This is a genomic window from Ponticaulis sp. (assembly GCF_029210165.1).
Classification (GTDB): Bacteria; Pseudomonadota; Alphaproteobacteria; order Caulobacterales; family Hyphomonadaceae; genus Ponticaulis.
Map to the genome: position 1 here is coordinate 2,243,035 of NZ_JARGNT010000001.1, position 21,654 is coordinate 2,264,688.

Annotated in this window: 22 protein-coding genes and 1 tRNA gene; 13 read left to right on the top strand and 10 right to left on the bottom strand. The window is 54.4% G+C overall.

Features of this window, described 5'->3' with window-relative positions:
* Positions 1 to 160: 160 nt before the first annotated feature.
* From P1U45_RS10910 to P1U45_RS10950, 9 genes are all read left to right on the top strand, one after another.
* Positions 161 to 235, top strand: a tRNA-Gln gene (locus P1U45_RS10910).
* Between the two features lie 889 nt (positions 236 to 1,124).
* Positions 1,125 to 1,895: a DUF3450 domain-containing protein gene (locus P1U45_RS10915; RefSeq protein WP_301059105.1), complete on the top strand. Its 771-nt coding sequence runs from the start codon at positions 1,125 to 1,127 to the stop codon at positions 1,893 to 1,895.
* A gap of 23 nt (positions 1,896 to 1,918) precedes the next feature.
* Entirely contained in the window at positions 1,919 to 3,301 is a 1,383-nt protein-coding gene (locus tag P1U45_RS10920; protein ID WP_293608582.1) for a MotA/TolQ/ExbB proton channel family protein, read from the top strand.
* A gap of 30 nt (positions 3,302 to 3,331) precedes the next feature.
* Positions 3,332 to 3,841: a MotA/TolQ/ExbB proton channel family protein gene (locus P1U45_RS10925; protein WP_293608583.1), complete on the top strand. Its 510-nt coding sequence runs from the start codon at positions 3,332 to 3,334 to the stop codon at positions 3,839 to 3,841.
* Positions 3,838 to 4,245, top strand: a complete 408-nt coding sequence (locus tag P1U45_RS10930) for a biopolymer transporter ExbD (protein ID WP_022695035.1) — start codon at positions 3,838 to 3,840, stop codon at positions 4,243 to 4,245. The genes P1U45_RS10925 and P1U45_RS10930 overlap by 4 nt, the downstream gene beginning before the upstream one ends.
* Positions 4,246 to 4,254: 9 nt before the next feature.
* On the top strand, positions 4,255 to 4,662 hold the full coding sequence (locus tag P1U45_RS10935) for a biopolymer transporter ExbD (RefSeq protein ID WP_301059106.1): 408 nt from the start codon (positions 4,255 to 4,257) through the stop codon (positions 4,660 to 4,662).
* 13 nt (positions 4,663 to 4,675) lie between these two features.
* Entirely contained in the window at positions 4,676 to 5,299 is a 624-nt protein-coding gene (locus tag P1U45_RS10940) for an energy transducer TonB (RefSeq protein ID WP_301059107.1), read from the top strand.
* A gap of 450 nt (positions 5,300 to 5,749) precedes the next feature.
* Positions 5,750 to 6,031, top strand: coding sequence for a TonB family protein (locus P1U45_RS10945; RefSeq protein ID WP_301059108.1), 282 nt, complete (start codon positions 5,750 to 5,752; stop codon positions 6,029 to 6,031).
* A gap of 30 nt (positions 6,032 to 6,061) precedes the next feature.
* A complete protein-coding gene (locus tag P1U45_RS10950; protein WP_301059109.1) occupies positions 6,062 to 7,456 on the top strand; it encodes a tetratricopeptide repeat protein in 1,395 nt (464 codons plus the stop codon).
* A gap of 79 nt (positions 7,457 to 7,535) precedes the next feature.
* On the opposite strand, the gene P1U45_RS10955 is transcribed toward P1U45_RS10950, so the two are convergent.
* The gene (locus P1U45_RS10955; RefSeq protein ID WP_301059110.1) at positions 7,536 to 9,644 is read right to left on the bottom strand and encodes a S9 family peptidase; all 2,109 of its coding nucleotides are present in this window, start codon (positions 9,642 to 9,644) and stop codon (positions 7,536 to 7,538) included.
* Between the two features lie 255 nt (positions 9,645 to 9,899).
* On the opposite strand from P1U45_RS10955, the gene P1U45_RS10960 reads away from it, so the two are divergent.
* A complete protein-coding gene (locus P1U45_RS10960; RefSeq protein WP_293607061.1) occupies positions 9,900 to 10,268 on the top strand; it encodes an energy transducer TonB in 369 nt (122 codons plus the stop codon).
* Positions 10,269 to 10,410: 142 nt separating this feature from the next.
* Here the strand turns inward: P1U45_RS10960 and msrB are convergent, their stop codons facing one another.
* Positions 10,411 to 10,827 (bottom strand): peptide-methionine (R)-S-oxide reductase MsrB, encoded by a 417-nt coding sequence (msrB, locus tag P1U45_RS10965; protein WP_293607062.1) that lies wholly within the window; start codon positions 10,825 to 10,827, stop codon positions 10,411 to 10,413.
* Positions 10,828 to 10,919: 92 nt separating this feature from the next.
* Here msrB and P1U45_RS10970 point away from each other — a divergent pair, with 92 nt between their 5' ends.
* Complete coding sequence (locus P1U45_RS10970; RefSeq protein ID WP_293607063.1) at positions 10,920 to 12,227, top strand: class I SAM-dependent methyltransferase; 1,308 nt, start codon at positions 10,920 to 10,922, stop codon at positions 12,225 to 12,227.
* On the opposite strand, the gene P1U45_RS10975 is transcribed toward P1U45_RS10970, so the two are convergent.
* A complete protein-coding gene (locus P1U45_RS10975) occupies positions 12,211 to 13,320 on the bottom strand; it encodes an NADH:flavin oxidoreductase (RefSeq protein ID WP_301059111.1) in 1,110 nt (369 codons plus the stop codon). The genes P1U45_RS10970 and P1U45_RS10975 overlap by 17 nt on opposite strands.
* Before the next feature lie 160 nt (positions 13,321 to 13,480).
* On the opposite strand from P1U45_RS10975, the gene P1U45_RS10980 reads away from it, so the two are divergent.
* The gene (locus P1U45_RS10980; protein ID WP_301059112.1) at positions 13,481 to 14,752 is read left to right on the top strand and encodes a hypothetical protein; all 1,272 of its coding nucleotides are present in this window, start codon (positions 13,481 to 13,483) and stop codon (positions 14,750 to 14,752) included.
* Here the strand turns inward: P1U45_RS10980 and P1U45_RS10985 are convergent.
* Both P1U45_RS10985 and P1U45_RS10990 read right to left on the bottom strand, forming a co-directional pair.
* Positions 14,749 to 14,934: a DUF4169 family protein gene (locus P1U45_RS10985; protein ID WP_293607066.1), complete on the bottom strand. Its 186-nt coding sequence runs from the start codon at positions 14,932 to 14,934 to the stop codon at positions 14,749 to 14,751. The two genes, P1U45_RS10980 and P1U45_RS10985, sit on opposite strands and share 4 nt — an antisense overlap.
* Before the next feature lie 2 nt (positions 14,935 to 14,936).
* Positions 14,937 to 15,908 (bottom strand): oxidoreductase, encoded by a 972-nt coding sequence (locus P1U45_RS10990; RefSeq protein ID WP_301059113.1) that lies wholly within the window; start codon positions 15,906 to 15,908, stop codon positions 14,937 to 14,939.
* A 145-nt stretch (positions 15,909 to 16,053) separates the two neighbouring features.
* Here P1U45_RS10990 and P1U45_RS10995 point away from each other — a divergent pair, with 145 nt between their 5' ends.
* Positions 16,054 to 16,959: a DMT family transporter gene (locus P1U45_RS10995; protein WP_301059114.1), complete on the top strand. Its 906-nt coding sequence runs from the start codon at positions 16,054 to 16,056 to the stop codon at positions 16,957 to 16,959.
* On the opposite strand, the gene P1U45_RS11000 is transcribed toward P1U45_RS10995, so the two are convergent.
* The 5 genes from P1U45_RS11000 to P1U45_RS11020 all read right to left on the bottom strand — a co-directional run bounded on the left by P1U45_RS11000 (position 16,950) and on the right by P1U45_RS11020 (position 21,601).
* The gene (locus P1U45_RS11000; RefSeq protein WP_301059115.1) at positions 16,950 to 17,387 is read right to left on the bottom strand and encodes a DUF3617 family protein; all 438 of its coding nucleotides are present in this window, start codon (positions 17,385 to 17,387) and stop codon (positions 16,950 to 16,952) included. The two genes, P1U45_RS10995 and P1U45_RS11000, sit on opposite strands and share 10 nt — an antisense overlap.
* A 109-nt stretch (positions 17,388 to 17,496) precedes the next feature.
* A complete protein-coding gene (locus P1U45_RS11005; protein ID WP_022695050.1) occupies positions 17,497 to 17,934 on the bottom strand; it encodes a DUF3617 family protein in 438 nt (145 codons plus the stop codon).
* 167 nt (positions 17,935 to 18,101) lie between these two features.
* On the bottom strand, positions 18,102 to 19,121 hold the full coding sequence (gene ilvC / locus P1U45_RS11010; protein ID WP_301059293.1) for a ketol-acid reductoisomerase: 1,020 nt from the start codon (positions 19,119 to 19,121) through the stop codon (positions 18,102 to 18,104).
* 81 nt (positions 19,122 to 19,202) lie between these two features.
* Positions 19,203 to 19,769, bottom strand: coding sequence for an acetolactate synthase small subunit (gene ilvN, locus P1U45_RS11015; protein WP_301059116.1), 567 nt, complete (start codon positions 19,767 to 19,769; stop codon positions 19,203 to 19,205).
* A gap of 59 nt (positions 19,770 to 19,828) precedes the next feature.
* Entirely contained in the window at positions 19,829 to 21,601 is a 1,773-nt protein-coding gene (locus P1U45_RS11020; RefSeq protein WP_301059117.1) for an acetolactate synthase 3 large subunit, read from the bottom strand.
* Positions 21,602 to 21,654: the final 53 nt, after the last annotated feature.

Here is a 21,654-nt window from a genome sequence, read left to right on the forward strand (position 1 = left end):
TTATCGAAAAAGAATAAGGAAAGAGCTAATTTTTGTAAAGATTTTATCGCATCACAAAAAAAAAATCCCCGTGCTGGCGGCATTGAAGTGAAACAATCTGAAAAATCTTCACAAAGCTGGTTGCATCCTCAAAAAGCATTGGGTAATAACCGCCGCTCGTTGGGGCGTCGCCAAGCGGTAAGGCACCGGTTTTTGGTATCGGCATTCCCAGGTTCGAATCCTGGCGCCCCAGCCACCTTCCTGACAACAATACAAGTAATCAGAACCGGATCATTTTGCCCCGGGGTGAACTGTTGTGCGATCGGCTGATCGTCTTGACCGCGTGGTGTGCTCGAGCCGTTGTGTTTTCCGGTGTCTGCGCCAAATACCCCTAAGAATTGAATCGGTCTGAACGTGTTCGCGTATCTGGATTTTTCAACGTGTTTTTTGCGGTGTGCTGTAATAGCAAAGTACACTGCCGAATTCTGTTTTCCGTCTTCTCCGGGCACTTTACTGAATAAAAAATTTTCAGTTTTGCGGGAAAATTGTTCACGTCATTCTGGTTTTTAAATTGGTTAGAAAAAAAATATGCACTCGCCTGACGAGTAAAGCCAAATAATCAGCTGGTCCTTTACAATAAAAATACGCTCCTCTCTCCGAGCAGATCAGGAGTGCACTTGGTGTCCAAAAAGTTAATCAACATCAGGGGCGGACTGTTTTGAAATGCGGCCCGAAATTGATGCTGGACATTCACTTCATAACGGGGCACTTCGGTCTGGGGCCAATTCTGGGCACCTTTAAGGCAGGGCTGTGTTTCAGCTATTGTCTAAACGGTCGATCAGTGATTGGTTACATTATAACCTGTTGAGTTGACGTATTGATCTTTTCCTGAAGGTTGATAGCGTCAGGATGTCGCTCGGGGACTGGCGTCGTTCCAGCCAATGAATTGGCTCAACAAGATAAGCCGGATGGCTAGCATCCGTATTTCGGGGCTTGCGCGGTCCATAGAGGCCGGCAGAATCCCAGAACTGAACCTGCGTGTGTGTGCAGGGCTATGAGTTTTGACGGCGGCAGAGTGCTCTGTCTGCCGCCTTTGCGGATTTCTCGCGTGAATGTCACGCGCACAATGGGAGTGAGAGGCGAACATGAAGAATGTTCTTTATCCGGCCTGCAGCGCAGCGATTGCTGGCCTTTGCCTGGTTGCATTGCCTGCATCAGCTCAGCTGAACCAGGCGCTCGAAATTGGTGAACAAGCTACACGCCAAGCCGAGCAAATTCAGGTTCAAATCAATCAGCTCGACGACGAGCGCAGCGACCTTGAGCGTGAATATCGCTCACTGCTGCAAGAACTGACTGCTGCTGAACTTTTCGTTCTGCAACAGGAGCAGGTTGTTGAATCTCAGCAGGAAGAACTCGCTTCAGCACGCGAGCAGCTCGAGCGTATCGATGAGACTAAAGCTCAGATGATGCCTATGATGTACGCAATGATCGATGATCTGCGAACATTTGTTGAAGCTGACCTGCCATTCAAAATGGACATCCGTACAGAGCGCCTCGAGCAGCTCGACACAGCTATGACAGCTGCGGACGTAACAGCCGGTGAGCGCTACCGCCTCATCGTTGAAGCGTACCAGGCTGAAATGCAGTACGGTAACACAATCGACACCTTCGAAGGCAGCATCTCAAACGCTGCTGGCGAAGCGATCACGGTTCAAATGTTCCAGTACGGTCGCGTCGCACTTGTTTATCACAACCCTGCAAACGGTCAGGTCGCACGTTGGGACCGCGAAGCTGGTGCCTGGGAAGTTCTCCCAGACAGCTACCGCCGTCCGATCCAGGACGCCATCCGTATCGCTGAAGGCACGAAGCAACAGGACGTTCTCTTCGCTCCTGTCCAACGCTTCTCGGTCGAGTAACGCAAGGTAAAGGTATCGTAACTATGAAAAAGACCACCTTTTCTATGAAAGCGCTTGCTGCCGCCGCGATGTTCGGCGCTGGTACGCTTGTCTCTGCCCTTCCGGCAGTTGCTCAGGTCAGCTCACTCTCAGAAGTTCTGGAAGCTGTCCGTCGCGACTCTAACGAACTGTCTTCTGCTAACCAGCAGCGTCTGAACGAATTCCGTCAGGCCGCTAGCGAGCAGGAAGCGTCTATGGCGTCTCTCCGTTCACAGCTGAACGCTGCAAACAGCCGGGGCCAGTCTCTTGCTAACCAGGTTGCTGCAACAGAAGCTGAACTCGGCGAGCTCCGTGCGGAAATTTCTGAACTTGCTGGTGACTTCGGTCAGCTGCACGGTCAGTTCCGTGAAGCTGCTGGTCAGGTTATGCCTGTTCTTCGCAACTCACTGGCATCTGCTCAGTACACAGGTCGTGTAGAAGGTCTCGCTGAAGTTGCTGAATCTCAGTCGCTTCCGGTTCGTGAAGAACTTGACCGTCTTCCAAAGTCGATCCTTCTCGAAATGATCGCGCAATCTGAAGTCACTTCGTTCGAAGCACCTGTTCAGCAGATCGGTCCAGACGGCGAAACGCAGACAATGGAAGTTTTCCGTGTAGGCGTATTCAACGCTGCTACGGTTGACGGCACACGTTTCGTTGAAATGCGTAATGGCGATCTTATCGCTTATGAGAAGCAGCCTCCTGGCAACTACTCAAGCGCTATGGCTGCTCTGATCTCCGCTGGAGAAGGCGAAGTTGTTCGCGCGCCAATCGACCCGTCTAAAGGCACGCTGTTTGACACATACGGTAAACTGCCAAACTTTAATGACCGTATCGAAGCTGGTGGTACCGTTGGTTACGTCATCATCGTAATGGGCATCATTGGTGTTCTCCTCGGCCTCTTTAAACTCGTTTCCATCATTCTGATGACAGGCGCTATGCGCTCTACAGCGAAGTCGAAGCAAGCTGGTAAAGGTAACCCTCTGGCACGCGTATTCGGTGTGTACGAAGCTCACCGTAATGACGGCGTAGAAACACTCGAAATGAAACTCGACGAGCAAATCCTCAAAGAGTCTCCGAAAATCGAACGTTTCAACGACATCATTAAAGTCTTTGCGTCTGTTGCTCCGCTTCTTGGTCTCCTCGGTACGGTTATCGGTATGATCGTAACCTTTACGGCGATCACGATTTACGGTGCTGGTGATCCACAGCTGATGGCTGACGGTATCTCCCAGGCTCTTATGACAACCGTTATGGGTCTCTGTGCGGCTATCCCGCTTCTTCTGATCCACGCAATCTGTTCAGCGGCTTCCCGCTCTGCGTCTCAGCTCCTCGACGAGCAGGCTGCAGGTCTTGTTGCAGAACGTGCGGAACGTGAGGCGGCGGCTTAGGCCGTCGCAAGGTGGAATGGAGGCAAGCATATGCTAGCTGACCTTCAAGCCTTTCTGGGTCGAGGTGGACCAGTCCTCGTCGTGATCATGGTTACCACATTTATTATGTGGGCTCTGATTCTCGAACGGATGTTCTACTTCAACTTCGGGCACAACGCTGTGGCCAAGAGAGCTGTAGAAGCTTGGAATAGTCGTAAAGACAAATCCTCGGTTCTTGCTCACTGGGTTCGCGAGAAGCTTGTGTCTGAAGTTCGCCAGCAGGCGGAACAGAATGTAGGCCTCACGAAAGCGATGGTAGCTTTAGCGCCATTGCTGGGTCTCCTCGGTACAGTGACGGGGATGGTGACCGTATTCGACGTTATGGCCCTTTCTTCGGGTTCTGACGCGCAGGCAATGTCAGGTGGTGTGTCTCGTGCAACCATCCCGACAATGGCAGGCATGGTCGCCTCTCTGTCAGGCATCATTTTTACCAGCAGTATGGATCGTACGGTTAGCCGTAAGGTTCAGACGGTCGCAGACCAGATGGAGATTGATGCATGAGAGGACGTAAGCGTAAGGCGGAAGAGTCCGAAGTCGATCTGACACCAATGCTCGACATCGTATTCATTCTTCTTATCTTCTTTATTGTGACCGCGACCTTCATCAAGGAAAACGCGATCGACCTGACACCACCGCCTCCGGCTCCGCCGGATCAGCCGGTGAACCCTCAGCCTACGGTGCTTATCCGTATCACTGAGGACAGCCTCGTCACGGTCAATGGTCGTCTTTCGGATGTTGGCTCTGTGCGGGCTGCGATTGAACGGCGGATTGCGGAAAATCCGGAAAGCGCTGTTCTGGTTCAGGCACACCCCCGTGCCCGCAACCAACTGGTCATCATGATTGTTGACCAGGCTCGTAGCGCCGGCATTGAGAATGTCGGTTTCACAGTCGACGCAACAGCATAGGAGATCGTCATGGCTCGAAAAGTACGTGCCCGCGAAGCTGAGGAACAGGCGCTTGACCTGACTCCAATGCTCGACGTGACGTTCATCCTGCTTATCTTTTTCATCGTCACCGCGCAGTTCATCAAACTGCCGGGTGTGGATATCAGCCGCACGGACGCTGAGAATGATAACAACATTGCGCCGCTCGGGATCATTATCGCGATCGACGAAAACAGCGATGTTTTCGTTGCCCGTGAGAAGATTGAGCTGAACGAGCTTGAATTCACGATCCGTGAACTTCGCGAGAGCAATTCCAAAGGGGAAATCGTTCTCCAGGTGGATAATGCTTCTGAAGCGGGTGTTCTCGACTCTGTGATGCAGGCAATTGTTTCAGCAGACCCTGAGTCCGCTGTGAACGTGTCGACTGAGCTGGACTAAGGAGGACTACAACATGTTTAGTAACCCTTTGGTACGCATCATTCTGGGTGTCCCATTTGCCGGTGCGATCGTCGTAGCTCTGTTCATTCTGATGGGCTGGCTCATTGAGCCTAAACCTATCGAACTGGGCGAAAGCGAGTTTCGCTCTCTCTCCCGCGTCACACCGCAGGAAGAGGCGACTGAAATCCGCCGTACGACACGTCAGAACGTTCAACGTATTCAGACAGCAGACCAGCCGCCGCCACCGCCGCGCCTGTCGTCTTCTCGCTCTGACGTGAACCTTCCGACGCCGCAGATCCAGGGTGCTGCACCTGCAACAGTCGAGATCGGAAACGTTTCCGGCTTCGCTCTGGACGCAGTTGCCGTGTCTGACCGTGACGCGCAGCCAATTCGTCCACCTGTTCCGTCTTACCCTACGCGGGCTGCGGAACGTGGTATCGAAGGCACTTGTGATGTCCGGTTTGACGTGGACGAACGCGGACGCCCGTTCAACATTGAAGCGACGTGCACGGATAACGTGTTCGTTCGTGAAGCTGAACGTGCGGTTAGCCGTGTAGAGTTTGCACCGAAGATCGTCCGTGGGCAGGCGGTTCGCCGCGTGAACGTGGTCTATCCGATCTCGTTCAACCTGCAATAATTTTGAGGGCATGTGATAACGTAACAAAATATAGATTATTCTTTTATGTTATGATATAACTCTTCTTGTCGAAGGACGAAGGAGAGAAGCATGCCCCAAAGATTATCCGGTTTTAGTTCTGATGCTGGCCGCCTCGCGGCCAGTTTCATCCCCGCCGCCGCTTTCACTCTGTGTTTGTTTGTTGTGATGGATCGGTTGGTGTCAGTCGGGGAAGTTCATTTGTCGGAGAGGACTGTGAGGCCTCTGGTTCGGATTACGCCGTTACCTGAAGAACCTCAGACCCTCAACCGCCGTGAACCGATAGAACTTATTAGTGAGGTCCAACCTCCGCCAAGAATGGAACCGATCCGCTCGCCCTCATCGGAGGGGGTAGTTTTAGAGTTCTCTGAGTTCCCGGCGCCAGAAGCGGATTTTGATCCAGGGGCGATCGGAGATCTCGGAAGGACCGAGGTGAGGTTCGAGAGAGCGACTGGTGTGCCTGTTCGTGCACCAATTGTTGAATATCCGCATCGCGCTCTTACGCGCGGGATTGAAGGCGATTGCGAAGTCAGCTTCTCTATTGACGCAGCCGGCCGGCCATTCGGCGTTTCGGCAAGCTGCACCGATGAGATTTTTGCGCGCTCCAGCGCGCGCGCAGTTGAGCAAACCTTGTTCGCTGCACCCGTGAGAAATAGTGTACCGGTAGGTCAGGGAAACCTTGTCTATCCGATACAGTACAGGTTGGAAGACTAGCAGCCGAATGACGGCTAGGGAGTGAAGACGATGCGTAAAGCACAATGGATGACTGGCGTCCTCGGCGCTGCATTGATTGCATTTGCGGGAGTTGGTTCCGCTCAGGCGCAACAAGCGTGTGAAGCGACTGAGTTCGGCTCTGATGCGGGTCAGGTTTACCTGAACGCTGAGACAGAGCTGATCCAGAACGACAACCCTGCGGGCGCTCTGCAACAACTCAACCAGCTGCGTAGCATGGAATTAAACTGCTACGAACGCGGAGCGATGCTTCGCCTGAGCGCGGCTGTGAAGATCAACCAGGATGACCTGACTGGCGCTATCCGTGACCTCGAAGAAGCTATCCGCGTCGGCGCGATTGCTGGTGATCAGGTTGGTCAGACCTACTATTCAATTGCTCAGCTGCACCTGCAGACAGAGAACGTCCCGCAAGCGAAAGCTTATATGGATCGTTGGCTTGCGACTGGCGTAACTCCAACTCGCGATCAGAACTGGCAGCTGGCGGTAATCCACCAGCAGCTTGAAGACTATCGAGGTGCGCTTCCTTATGCCGAGCGTGTTCTTGCTGCAGATGGTAACAATGCCAGCCGTCAGACGATTGACTTCCTGATCTTCCTCTACGACCGCACAGGTGACCGCGCGAAGAAAGCTGAACTGCTTCAGCGTCTGCTTCGTACAGACCCGAACGATCGTCGTGTCTGGGATGCGATTGCCGGTGACTATTATTCCGGTAACCAGGAACGCCGCGCGTTTGAGGTTTACAAAGCCATGTACCTTGCTGGTCTTCTGACTGAAGAGCAGGAAATTATGCGCGTGGTGAACTTCTACAACCAGTTCAACGTTCCGTTTGAAGCGGCACGTATTCTGGAAATGGAAATGAACCGTGGTCGTGTGTCCAAGACTTTCGAACGTCTTGAGCTTCTGGCGACACTCTATCAGGTTGCCCGTGAATTCGACCGCGCACTTCCGGCTATTCGTGAAGCCGCTCAGATGAGCCCGGATGGTAAGATGTATGAGCGTCTTGGTCGTTCCCTCTTCGAACTCGGCGAGTATGAAGACGCGATCGAAGCTTATCAGTCCGCTATTTCCCGCGGTAACCTCTCAGAGCCGGGCTATGCTCGCGTGATGATCGGTCAGGCGATGTACGAGCTTGATCGTAAAGGTGAAGCTCGCGACTTCTTCAACGAAGCCACACGTTTCTCGGATGGTCGCCGGGCGGCAAACGGCTGGGTCAACTTCCTTGACTCCGAAGTTCGCACTCAGCTCGCTCTGCAACGGTTCCAGCTCCAGACTCGTCTGCAAGGCCTGACAAACGAGAAAGACAGCTGTGAAGAGCTGCGCGTCTTCGGTAACAACCTGCCAGAGGGCTGCAGTACAATTGATGACCGTATTGCGGAAGTACAGGCAGAAATCGACCAACTCGGCTAAGATCGGTTGATCAGCATCAAAAGCAAAAAGGCGCCCGCACATGCAGGCGCCTTTTTTGTGTCTGGGCTTAAGTGCACCCTTAAAGGTTGAGGGCGAACGCGTCGGTCTTCCCTGCGATGGCGAGCGCGAAGGCATATTCAATTGCCGTCTCTTTAAGCCCTTCGAAACGCCCGGAGGCGCCGCCATGTCCCGCGTCCATATTGATGCGGAGGAAGTAAGGCCCGCCCTCAGGCGCTTCGTGGCGCAAAGTCGCGACCCATTTTGCTGGTTCCCAGTACGTCACACGTGGGTCAGTGAGGCCGCCGGTAATCAGCATGGCAGGGTAGGGGCGTTCTGTGACCTGATCGATAGGAGAATAGGCGCGTATCGTCTCATAGTCGTCCGGGCTCTCAATCGGGTTACCCCATTCCGGCCATTCCGGCGGCGTGAGAGGAAGGTCGGCGTCTGACATCGTCGTCAGCACATCTACGAAGGGCACAGCAGCAATAATGCCTGCAAAGAGTTCCGGGTCGAGATTGGATGCCGCGCCCATGAGGAGGCCACCAGCCGAGCCACCATGGCCGACGACGCGCCCTTCCTGCGTATAGCCTTGCTCTACGAGGTGGCGGCCGGCAGCGACATAATCGCGGAAGGTGTTTTCCTTCTTCTCCAGCTTACCATCGAGATACCATTGATAGCCGAGTGCCTGAGACCCGCGAATATGTGCGATGGCGTAAATGAACCCGCGATCTACAAGGCTGAGACGCCCGGTGCGGAAGTCGGCTGAGATAGTCACGCCATAGGAGCCATAGCCGTAGAGCAGGACAGGTGCACTACCATCCAACGGTGTGCTCACATGACGAAGCAGGGTGACAGGCACCTCAACGCCGTCGTGAGAGGGCGCCATGATGCGCTCCACCACATAGTCTTCAGGGTTATGGCCTGATGGCACTTCGCGAGTCTTACGCAAGGTGCGCTCGCGCGTTGTCATATTATAATCGAAGACCTGATCCGGCGTTGTTGGCGACGCATAGGCAAAACGCAGGATATCAGAGTCGTATTCATAGCCACCTGCGAGGCCGAGATCATAGGCAGCCTCTTTCATCTCAATGGCGTGCTCGGCTCCGTCACGCGAACGGATGACGATACGCGGCAAACCTTTTTCGCGTTCTACGCGTACAAGGTGGTTCTCGTAAGAATCAATATCGAGAATGAGCCGGCCCGCCTGATGCGGCAAAACTTCGGTCCAGTTTTCGCGGCCCGGAGAGCCGATCGGTGCTTTCACAATCTTGAAGTCGACCGCGCCGTCCGCATTCGTCAGAATGTAGAATTCGTTGTCAAAGTCGACCACGGAGTACTCAATGTCCGTTTCTCGCGGCGCAATGGTGACCAGCTCCGGATCGGTTTCGTCAGCGCTGAAGAAATGAACCTCAGACGTTGTATGGCCGCCTGTGCGTATAAAGATGTATTTCTCAGACGGGCTCTGTTCAATGTTTACGAAGAAACCGGGATCGGTTTCCTCATACACCAGCGTGTCCTTACCAGTGCCCAGTACGCGACGATACACGGCTGACGGGCGCCCCTGGTCATCACGATAGACCCAGAAGATCACATTCGAGCCAGCGCCCCATACAAAATCGCCGGTCGTGTTCTCAATCACGTCCGAAAGATGTTCGCCCGTAGCAATGTCGCGAACGGTTATGGTGTAGAATTCTGAGCCTTTGTCATCGACAGCTACGGCGATCAGTTTGTGGTCGGGCGACTGACAGATGTCACCGGTATCGAAATAGGCTTTGCCTTCGCCTTCGACATCCCCATCAAAAAGGATCTGGTATTCGGCATCTGTATCGAAGGCGTGTTCCCATGGGCGCCGCGCATAGGCGCCATACTCGCCGCCTTCACGATGAAAGGTGAAATAGGCGAACGGGCCATCAGGCGTCGGCACGCTGGAATCGTCTTCTTTGATTCGGCCCCGCATTTCCTGAAACAGTTCCTCGCGCAGCGCTTCGGAGGGATCTTCCAGGGCTGCCTTGGTGTAGGCGTTTTCAGCTTCCAGATAAGCGCGGATGTCGGTGGAAAGGACGCTCGGGTCCTTCATGACCGCCTGCCAGTTATCATCCTTCAGCCATGCATAGGGAGATACCCTTGTGTGCCCGTGCTGAGTGATCGTTTCAGAGCGTCTTTCAGCGATCGGCGGCGTTCGGGTCATATAGGTCCTCATGAAGTTTGCGGCAGTCTCGGCTTGCGTTTTTGCCAGCGGAAATTTGTGTCTTCATAAGGTAATATCTGCTTCGGATTACACCAGATGGATTGGCGTGATTTCGCCGTTTGAAATGCTTCAGTTATGTGATTTTGGTATTTATGATAAATATAACATTCTTATAAAACAGTGATCTATGAAATTATATGTTCAAATAATAGTCCGGATGTAGACAAAAAAATACAATAGTGACACATTGTTGTCATGAAGAAACTTGTTGGAGTGCTTGGCACATTGGCCCTTGTCGTCAGCGTGATGCCGACCGCAACGGCCGAGCAGGGCGTTGAAGAAAACGCTCGTGATCTTACAATTGATGTCACCGGAACAGCTGTCCCAGCGAGCCTCGGTGAACTCACATATCCGTATTATGCTGCAGAGCGCGGCATGGCTGGTGAATGCTCCATGGAGCTCAGCGTAGACGAAGCTGGTGAAGCGACGTCTTACCAGATCCGCGAATGCTCACATGCGACTTTCCGTCGTGCGGCAGAGTCCTTCGCGCGTACGCTGAACTATGCGCCAGCGGAAGCGGCTTCCACTCAGGAGCTGACTGTGTCCTGGGGCGCAGACAGCTAATCGCTTTCAAACAGACTTAACGCTCCGGAGCAATCCGGAGCGTTTCCATTTTCTCGATTGGCAATTGAGCCCCCTCAAAAGTTCATGAGCGATCGAGACCTGACCTCCGCTTCCAAAGAGCCTTGGAAGCGGAGGTTTTTTATTATCCTTCGTCACGTGGAACGAAGTTCAGAACGGCGCCATTGATGCACCAGCGCAGGCCTGTTGGCGGCGGGCCGTCTTTGAAGACATGGCCCTGGTGAAGGCCGCAAACAGCGCAATGGCATTCGGTACGGGGCACAATCATTTTGAAATCACGCTTTGTATCGACCACGCCTTCGGAGGCCGGCTGGAAGAAACTCGGCCAGCCGGTGCCAGATTCAAATTTATGGTCGGATTGCCAGAGCACCGTATCGCACCCGACGCAGTGATAATCGCCGTCGCGTTTTTCGTCCTGATAATTGCCCGGAGTAAAGGCGCGTTCCGTGCCATCTTTAACGCCAACGCGGTATTGCTCCTCGGTTAGGACCGATTTCCATTCTTCGTCGCTGCGGACAACCTTTGGGGGTGTTTGGGTCATAAAACGTCCTTCCTGACAGTCTTTACGAAAATTTAGGTCAAATACGGGCAGATTCTATCATCAATGGTTAAACCCCGCAGAGGTTTCGTTAAATGTCAGAAGTTTCGCAAGGCAGTTCGCTCTTTCCGCGCCGTACGCGCTGCCGCCTGACGGATGCGCCTCTGCAGACGATCATGGACCTAGGCCATCAGTCGCTGACGGGTGTTTTTCCCAAGTCTCCTGAAGACAAGGTCTCTGTAAGTCCTCTGGAACTCGCATTCTGTGAAGAGTCCGGCCTTGTTCAGCTTCACCATGATTATCCAGGCGAGCTGATGTATGGCGAGACATACGGATATCGCTCCGGTCTCAACGCTTCGATGGTGCGCCACCTGGAAGCAAAGATTTACGATCTTGAAAAGCGTGTGCGCCCGCTTGGTGCTGGCGACGTCGTTCTGGATATCGGCGCAAACGATGCAACGTCGCTCAAAGCCTATAAAACGCCGGGCATTGAGCGTATTGGCATTGACCCGAGCGCCGAGAAATTCCGCCGCTTCTACACTGACGATATTGCGCTGAAGGTCGACTTCTTCAACGAAGAAACCTATCGCGCCGCCACCGGCAAACAGGCAAGCATCGTGACATCCATCGCAATGTTCTATGATCTGCCGGATCCGGTATCGTTCGTGAAGGATATCGCTAGCGTGCTTGCGGATGACGGTATCTGGCATTTCGAGCAGAGTTATCTGCCGCTCATGCTTCGCCAGCTTGCTTATGACACAGTGTGTCAGGAGCATCTGGAATATTATTCGCTGACCGTCGTGAAGAATATCCTTGCGCAAGCGGGACTGAAGATCGTCGATGTTGAGCTTAATGGTACAAATGGCGGCTCGTTTGCGGTAACTGCGGCGCATCAGGGCAATCGCAATATTCCGGTCAATCAGGCTGCAATTGACGAGCTTTTACAGGCGGAAGTGGCCGCTGGCCTGCATACGATGATGCCGTATCTGGACTTTGCGCAGCGTGCTGAGTTCCACTCTAAAATGCTCGTTGAGAAGCTTCAAAGCCTCAAAGCAGACGGCAAGCGTATTCTGGGGCTGGGCGCCTCAACCAAAGGCAATGTCATTCTGCAGTATGCGGGCATAGGCCCTGATATGCTGGATGCAATCTCCGACGTGAACCCTGATAAATGGGGCTGTGTCACGCCGGGAACGCATATTCCGATTGTACCGGAAGACGTCGCACGCTCTATGAAACCGGACTATTTTCTCGTGCTGCCGTGGCATTTCCGTGAAGGCATTATCCAGCGCGAGGCCGAGTTCCTGGCCGGCGGCGGAAAGCTGATCTTCCCGCTGCCGGAGGTAGAGATTGTCTCCGCGACCGAGGTTGTGAACCTCGAGGCCGAGTTTAGAAAAGCGTCTTAAGCGCTTCGCCGTCATAGGCGCGGGTTTCGTCGAAACGGCCTTCTTTGACCTTTTTCGCCCATTCCGGATCCTGAAGCAGGGCGCGGCCGACAGCGATCATGTCAAATTCGCCCTTATCGAGGCGCTCGACAACGTCTGCGAGTGGACGTGTCTTCGACCCTTCGCCGCGGAAGGCGCCTGTGAACTCTGTAGAGAGGCCTACAGAGCCGACCGTGATGGTTGGGAGGCCAGTGAGCTTCTTCGCCCAGCCCGCAAGGTTCAGGCCGTCTTCGCCGTCGATCTCAGGGAATTCAGGTTCCCAATAACGACGCTGAGAGCAGTGAATGCAGTCTACGCCCGCATCAGCCAGAACGCCGAGGAACGCTTCCAGTTCTTTTGGCGTTTCGCAAAGTCGCGCGCCGTAATCGAACTGCTTCCACTGGGAAATACGCAGAATAATTGGGTAGTCGCCAACTTTAGCTTTCGCACGTGAGATGATGTCCGCTGCAAACTGCGCGCGGGACGTGATGGAACCACCATATTTGTCGTCGCGGGTGTTCATCACGCCCCAGAAGAATTCATCGACCAGATAGCCGTGGGCGCCGTGAATTTCGGCGCAGTCAAAGCCGAGCTCTTTCGCTGTGACGATACCGTCAACAAAGGCTTCGATCATCGCATCAACATCATCGAGTGTTGGCGTGTCATAGACCTGCTTGCCGGCGTGTGTGACGCCTGACGGGCTATCCGACTGGGCTTCCGGGTGTGGGCCCTGACCTGGCTTGCGCGCCATGCCGACGTGCCATATTTGCGGCGCGATCTTGCCGTTATTGGCGTGGACTTCGTCTACCACATGTTTCCAGCCGGCTTTGGCTTCGTCCGCATGGATATTCGGAATGTTCGGGTCGAAAGATGCACCGCCTCGGTTGATGGTCGTGCCTTCGGTAATAAGAAGGCCAACATCAGCGGCTGCACGGCGGGAATAATAGTCCGCAACATTCTGGCCAGGTACGCCGCCCGTCGCGAAGGAGCGGGTCATTGGGGCCATTGCCAGGCGGTTGGCAAAGGTGACACCTTTCAGCGTGAATGGCTCAAAAAGCGGTGCAAAATCAGACATGCGTTCTCCCGATACTGTCTTTGTTTTTGTTCAGCTACCTTTACTGGGGGTGCCCTGACGTTTGTCAAACCTGTTAACATGTTCAGCGGGCATGTTTCTTGCTCATTTTCCCGTGAACAACCATTCCGGACCGAAATAAGCGCTCGCGCGGGAAGCGAATATGCCAGAACGATACAACAAAACAGCGTCTGACCGATTTCAGCATGCCCTGATCTGGGCGCCAGCGATTCTCATCTGGGGTGTTTTTGTACTTTTTGCGCTGCCAGCCATGTCTGCTGCTGCCGCGCAAACTGCTCCTGAGGCGGTTGTGACTGAAAATACCGTTCGCCGTACAGTGACGCGCACTGTTCGTCGTATCGAAGCAGACGGGACGGAGACCATTGTCACGGAGCCGGTGACGGATGCGCCTGCAAGTTCGACTTACACGCGCCCTGCAGGATCGACATCGACCTACACAGCACCTGTGACAACGCAAACGACGACCGGCTCATCAACACGCTATTCCAGCCCGTCTGACACGCCTTCATCGACCACGAACACGTCAACGACGACGACACGAACGTATACGCGCTATCCTGACACGAACTCCACAACGCAGCCGGATACGGGCGCGACGACGACCTATCGCCCGACGACCACCACGCGTACTTATACCTCCCAGCCTCGGCCATCTGGCGAATCCAGCGGAACGAGTTCTGGTACCAGCTATCGCTCGGATACTGTGGCGGGTTCTACGCCGGTTCGCTCATATACCCGGTCTGTCACCACGACGCCTAATGAACCTGCGCCGACGCGTACCTACACCTATGAAAACAGCGCACCCGCACCCACGGTATCGACGACACCTGACACGGTTCAGAGCGCAGCTGTGCGCCGGACAGAAATTGCGCCGGCTTCATCTGCTGTCATGCCGCGCGAGGAGCCCGCGCCGGGACCAACGATCACTGCGCCGACTGTAACAGACAGTGCGCCCGAAGCTCCGACGGTTCAGCCGGAGAACATCCAGCCGCGTGTGGCTCCGCGCACGCCAGCCCTGACACGCAACCGGCTTGCGCCCGCCTCTTATGATGTGCCTGATATCGACGAAATTCATCAGATCCTCTGGTCCACGCTGGTCGTGATTACCGAGGCTCAGATGACGGAAGATTATAGCCGCTTTATGCTGATCCTTTCGCCGCGTATGCGCAGCGAAGTTACAGCTGACGTTCTGCCGGACCATTTCCGTTCGCTCGTGCCTCATCGTGCCGAGATGGTGGCGTCTATCGGGCAGCAGGCTGAGTTCGAGATACCGCCGCACCTGATCGCCGACGGACGCATGCGTCTGCGCGGTGCATTCCGCCTGAGTGAGGGCGGTGTGCGGTTTGATCTGATGTATCAGGAAGTGAATGGCGTCTGGCTCGTCGACGCCATTGCGTTTGCCGAACTTCGCTAGTCTTCGTCCCGCTCCAGGCGCGCGCTATCAAGCGTTTGATCAGAGCGCGCCTTTTGCGCTTCGGTCAGTTTCTTATCTAGCTTCGACTGGCCGAACTTCGCACGGTTCACTTCAGCCTTTGCAGACTTGTCCTGTCGTTGCTTCTGTTTTCTGAACTGACGAAGATTGACGACATCGCCCATATTCAGGCCTCGGCTATCATGGCTTCACTAAGAGCCCAGAGACGATCAGCCGCTTCGGTATCGATCGCGTACGGGCGAACGTCACAATAGCGCGGTGATTCCGGTGTGGCCAGATTGGCAACGTCGCTGTCTTCACAATAAAGTCCGCCTTTGCCGTCGAGCAGTTTTGAAGTTGCCGCAAAAATTGTCGTCGAAGCACCTGCTTCCGGCTTTTTAAATGATTTTGCGGCTCGTTCAGACAGAGTGCCGTCTTGATTGGTCCAGCCGAGCACGGTCATTTCTTCATTGCCAAGGTGACGCTGCAGGTCAGTCATAATGCCGCCCGGATGCACAGCGAAGGCACGGATGCCATTGTCTTTCTCACGTTGGTCGAGGCCTACGGCAAACAGCGAGTTCGACGTTTTTGACTGTCCATAAGCCTGCCATTTGTCATAGTCATGAGAGAGGAAGTTCGGGTCATCCCAGTGTACATCGCTAACGATATGTCCTGTCGAAGATAGGCAGACCACGCGTGCACCATTCGCTTTGCGGAGCGCTGGCAGCAGGCCTTGGGTCATCACCATGTGACCCAGATGGTTGGTGCCGAACTGTGATTCCCATCCTGCGGCAGTGCGCGAGAGCGGGCAGGCCATAATCCCTGCGTTATTGATCAGAAGATCAATTGTGCCGCCGGATTGAATTACATCATCGGCAAAGCGACGGACGGATGTCAGATCGGCAAGATCCATAGTCGCGATATCGATATTGCCGTCTACAGGAGCGAGCGCAGCTTTCGCTTTATCGATGGTTCGTGCGGGAACGATTACCCGCGCTCCGGCGGAGGCGAGGGCGCGTGTTGTTTCAAGGCCAATGCCTGAATAGCCGCCTGTGACAATCGCGGTTTTACCGGAAAGGTCAGCATCTCCGAGAACGGTCTGTGCTGGAGTATGTGGATCAATTCCTGACGAGAGTTTGTGTTGATCTGGATTTAGCATTTGGTGCGGCGTTCCTCTGATTTTTTATGTCTAGTAGAATGCAGCGTTCCCGGTCATTCGCAATAGCAGACTTTACTCATCGCATGTTTGGCCGGCCGCCAAACTGGTGTATGACACCGGGCTGTTCTGGTGCCGGAGTTCGGGCATGACGTTATCAGAAAAATTGGTCCCATCGCCTCTGGTGACTGCTGCGCTCGCGGTGATGCTCGGCGTCGGAATGGATGCACTGGTGCGTTTTGTTCAGCAGGATATGGACTTGCTGACGCTCGTCTTCTGGCGTTTCGCGCTGGCTACGGTTCTTGTGGCGGTGCCCTACTTTTTGACGGGACGGCGGCTTCCAGGTTGGAAGGCAACGCGCTTTCATGCGCTACGCGGATTGGTTCACGCCGCTGCGGCAACCTTGTTCTTCTTTGCGCTAAGTAAGCTCGAGCTGGTGGTTGTTACAGCGCTCGGCTTCTCAGCGGTTCTGATTATCACGCCGTTCGCATGGCTTTTGTTGGGGGAGCGACCGGCCAAATATGCCGTGCTCGCGGGCCTTATCGGATTTATTGGTGTGCTGGTGACCTTCCTTGGGAAGGACATGAATTTGCGCTTCACGCCAGACGAATGGATGGGCTTTGCCAGCGTGATGACGTCTGCTGTCTGCTATGCGCTATCTATGGTCATGCTTAGAATGCGGGCCACAAAAGATAGCGGCTTTGCCATTGCGATTTATGCCAATTTCTTTCCGGCTATCTACATGGCAGTGCCCGCCTTGCTGTTCGCAGAGCCTGCTTCGCTGAGTGATTTTCCGCTGCTCCTGTTACTCGGGGCGTTTGGTAGCTCGATCTGGGTGTTGATGACATCGGCATATGCCCGTGCACCCGCCCAAAAGATTGCGCCAATGGAGTACGCGGCGTTGATCTGGAGCGCGCTGCTCGGCTGGATGTTCTACGACGAGGTTCCGACCGTCTGGGTTTGGATTGGCGCGGCGATCATTATCGCCGCGTGTGTGCTGGTATCACGTGAGCCGAGGCTGAAGCCTGCACCGCCAGAGGCGGCTCATTCCTGAGGGCATTGGCCGACATGGCTTGCATTGGCTTCGAAAGCAAAGTCTGCGGCCAAACCGGCCAGCATCACCTGTCCGCTTGCCTCAAGCTGTATCTGGTAGTCCGACAGCTTGCGTAGCGTGCCTTGCGCTTCGCCGGAATAGAAGCCTTCACAGACGAGCGTGAATGAATAGCCGGAGCCTTGTGGCTCTACGTCTGTGACCGAGCAATCCTGTCCTAGGTCGGCAGCAAGGCGATCAAGTGAGAACCGTGATTGCGAAGGCGGTAGACACTCAGTGTTCTCTTCAGAGAATGGAATGTTCGCGAGGGTCGTCTGGTGTGACCAATTCCAATAGCCCGGTTCAACCTCGATCTGCGCTTGTTCTGGCGAGGTCGCATTGAAGGTGAGGGCGGCATAGCCGACAAAGATCAGACTGGTGAGGATTTGCATGGAGAGCTCCTGTTGTCAGGCGCATACCCGCACGCGAATGGGGCAATACGAAGACAAACAGAAGGTAAGTACAGTGCGCGCTGCTTTCCGCGCGCACTTGATCAATGGGTTAGCGGCACTGGCCCACATTGCGGGCAGTCAGCTGGCGGTGCATTGGCAGCGGGTGCCCGCCGAGTTGCAGCGCGAGGTCGCTGGAAATCGTGAATTCGCTCGCAGATACGTTCACGTTGACCGGGCCTTCGATATCGCCGTTGCGGCTCGGGCAATTCAGGCTGAACTGGAGCTGTGATGCATTCACTGATGTGAGGTCAGATGCGCAACCGGCATTCGGTTTCGCCAGATCGATGAACCAGTTTTCGGATACCAGGTTTTCATTGGCAGTGATGCAGATGGAGCGCGTCTGCGATGGCGTCGCGTTTGCTGACAGGCTCATGCCTTCAGTGATTTCCCATTGGCCCGGCTGCAGCTGGAAATCAGCAGCATGTGCGAGTGATGCACCTGCTACGGAAAGGCATGCGATCGAAAGAAGCTTAGCGCAGAAATTCATGTTAGACCCCAGAACAACCATTTCTTCGAATATATATATCCAGCATGATCATTTTTGCGGTCAGTGAAACTGGTTTCTCTCCTTACGGGAGTCGTTTTCTGGGCAAAAAAAGAGCCGCAAACTCTGAAGTTTGCAGCTCTTATTCTTAATCGATGAATTGGTCTCGCTTAGTTACGGGACTTGTCCACCAGGCGATCATTCTGCGCCCAGTGCATCATGCCGCGAAGCTTTTCGCCGACTTCTTCGATCTGGTGTGAGTTCATGCGCGCGCGTGTCGCGTGGAAGCTTGGTGCGCCAGCCTGGTTCTCAAGGACCCAGTCACGAGCGAACTTACCGGACTGAATGTCTTCCAGAACCGCTTTCATCGCTTTCTTGCTCTCGGAATCTACAACGCGTGGGCCGGAAACGTATTCGCCGTACTCAGCTGTGTTGGAGATTGAGTAGTTCATGTTCGCGATACCGCCTTCGTAGATCAGGTCTACGATGAGCTTGGTTTCGTGGAGGCACTCGAAGTAAGCCATTTCAGGGGCGTAGCCAGCTTCAACCAGAGTTTCGAAGCCCGCTTTGATCAGCTCGACGATACCGCCGCAGAGAACTGCCTGCTCACCGAACAGGTCGGTTTCAGTTTCTTCGCGGAAAGACGTCTCGATAACGCCAGCTCGTGTATTGCCGATGGCTTTAGAGTAAGACAGAGCAACCTGCTGCGCTGTACCCGTCGCATCCTGATGGATCGCGATGAGGCCTGGCAGGCCGAAGCCCATCTGATATTGTGCGCGCAGCGTGTGGCCAGGGCCTTTCGGTGCAGACAGGGAAATGTCCACATTCGCGCTTGGGCGGATCAGGTTGTAGTGAATGTTGAAGCCGTGGCCGAACATGATGTGCTGGCCGTCACGAACGTTTGGTTCGATTTCATTTGCCCAGAGAACAGCCTGCTTTTCGTCCGGGATGAGGATCATTACGACGTCAGCCCATTTGGTCGCTTCTGCCGGTGTCATGACCGTAAGGCCTTCAGCTTCAGCTTTCGCGCGGGAGGAAGAGTTTTCCTGCAGACCGACAACGATATCCTTCACGCCAGAATCGCGCGCGTTGAGGACGTGTGCGTGGCCTTGAGAACCATAACCGATCACAGCAACCTTCTTGGACTGGATCAGGGAAAGGTCGGCATCCTGTTCGTAGTAAACTTTCATCGTCATTCTTTCTTTCTGGGACGAATATTGTGCGCCATGCAGCGCAAACGCCTATCTGAAGCAAGACTTTGCTTCAAGTGTTTATTCGGGAAGGCCGCGCTGAATACTCAGAACGCCCGTTCTTGAGACCTGAATCAGGCCAAGTGGCTCCATCAGTTCAATGAACTGATCAATTTTTGACGATCCGCCAGTCACTTCAAAGATGAAGCTTTCCAGCGTGACATCGAGTACGCGTGCGCGGAAGATTTCAGACAGTCGCATCGCCTCGACGCGCTCATCAGAACCGGTCGCGGCACTCACCTTGATAAGTGCAAGCTCGCGTTCGAGACCAGCAGGTGAGGTGGTGATATCCACCACACGGGCAACCGGCACCAGACGTTCAAGCTGAGCTTTGATCTGCGCGATAATCTGAACTGTACCGCTCGTTACGATCGTGATGCGTGATTGGTGGGCTTTATTATCCACCTCCGCCACGGTCAGGCTTTCAATATTGTAGCCGCGTGCAGAGAACAGGCCGACCACGCGGGCCAGAACGCCCGGCTCGTTGTCTACAATCGCTGCCAATGTACGGCGAACGATTGCATCCTCTGAATGGTCATCAATGAAATATGCGCTCTGTGGCGAAGATGGTGGGTTAGCTTGAGTCACTTGGTGTTCCTGTTCACGCTATAACCTGATGTTGTTTGTTACCTGCAGGTTCGCAGGGCTTAAACCAGAACCTTGCCGGACTCGTCGATTTCATCACCGGTGATTTCGCCAAGGATCATCTCATTGTGCGCAGCACCTGACGGGATCATCGGGAAGCAGTTCTCATCCTTGGTGACAAGGCAGTCGAACAGCACCGGACCATCATAGGCGATCATCTCTTCGATGGCTGCATCAAGGTCTGCCGGATTACGGCATTGAATACCGTGGCCCCCATAAGCTTTAGCCAATGCGACGAAATCAGGCAGGCTGTCGCTGTATGAGTGTGAATAGCGCTCTCCGTGCAGCAACTGCTGCCACTGGCGGACCATGCCCATCCACTCATTGTTCAGAATGAAGATCTTGATCGGCAGGTTGAACTGAACCGCGGTAGAAAGCTCCTGCATACACATCTGAATGGAGGCTTCACCGGCAATGTCGATAACCAACGCATCCTTATGCGCAGCCTGAACGCCGAGCGCCGCTGGCAGGCCATAACCCATTGTACCGAGGCCACCTGACGTCATCCAGCGGTTTGGCTCTTCAAAATGGTAGTGCTGTGCGGCCCACATCTGGTGCTGGCCAACTTCCGTCGTGATGTAGGTGTCACGGTTCTTTGTCAGTTCGTAGAGGCGCTCGATCGCGTATTGCGGTTTGATCTGCTCTTCCTGCTTTTCATAGGAGAAGCCTTTGCGATCGCGCCACTCATTGATCTGTGTCCACCACTCGCTGAGATCATTGCGCGGGTGCTGTTCGCGGCGCCAGCCCTCGAGCAGCGCGTTGATGGCCTTACCAGCGTCGGCGATGATTGGAACGTCAACGCGAACCGTCTTGTTGATGGAAGACGGGTCGATATCAACGTGGATTTTCTTCGAGTTCGGAGAGAACGCATCAAGGCGGCCTGTCACGCGGTCGTCAAAGCGTGCGCCAAGGCAGATCATGACGTCACAATCATGCATGGCGTGGTTTGCTTCATAGGCGCCGTGCATGCCAACCATGCCCAGCCAGTTGCTGCCCGATGCCGGATAGCAGCCCAGACCCATGAGGGTGGATGTGATCGGGAAGTTGGTTTCAGAAACCAGCGCACGCAGAGCTGCGCTTGCTTCAGTTCCGGAATTGATGATGCCGCCGCCTGTATAAAAGATAGGGCGACGTGCATTGCGCATCAGTTCAAGCGCAGCTTCGATACCTGCCTCATGCGGCTCCGAAGCCGGATGATAGGTTTTGTGCTGTGTTCCTTCAGGACCTTTATAAATGCCCTTAGAGAACTGAATATCCTTAGGAATATCGATAACAACAGGGCCAGGACGACCAGTCGTTGCGATAAGAAATGCCTCATGCATGATGCGCGCAAGATCGTTTACATCGCGAACGAGATAGTTGTGCTTGGCGCAGCAGCGCGTAATGCCAACGGTGTCGCATTCCTGGAACGCATCAGTGCCGATCAGGTGGCTTGGAACCTGACCTGTGATGACAACCATCGGGATGGAATCCATCATCGCATCCGCAATTGGCGTTACCATATTGGTTGCGCCCGGGCCTGACGTAACCAGAGCAACGCCCGGCTTACCGGTCGAACGGGCATAGCCTTCAGCCGCATGGCCGGCGCCCTGTTCATGGCGAACGAGGATGTGATGAAGTTCCGGTGTAGTGAACAATGCATCGTAAATTGGAAGGACCGCGCCGCCCGGATAACCGAATAGCGTATCCACACCCTGATCGCACAGAGCGCGCACGACGATCTCTGCACCCGTCATGGTCAAATCCGTATCTGCGATCTTTTCTTGCGTGTCCATTTGTTCAATTCCTGCATTTTGGCACGAGCCAGAATTCCAACCAAAAATAAAGG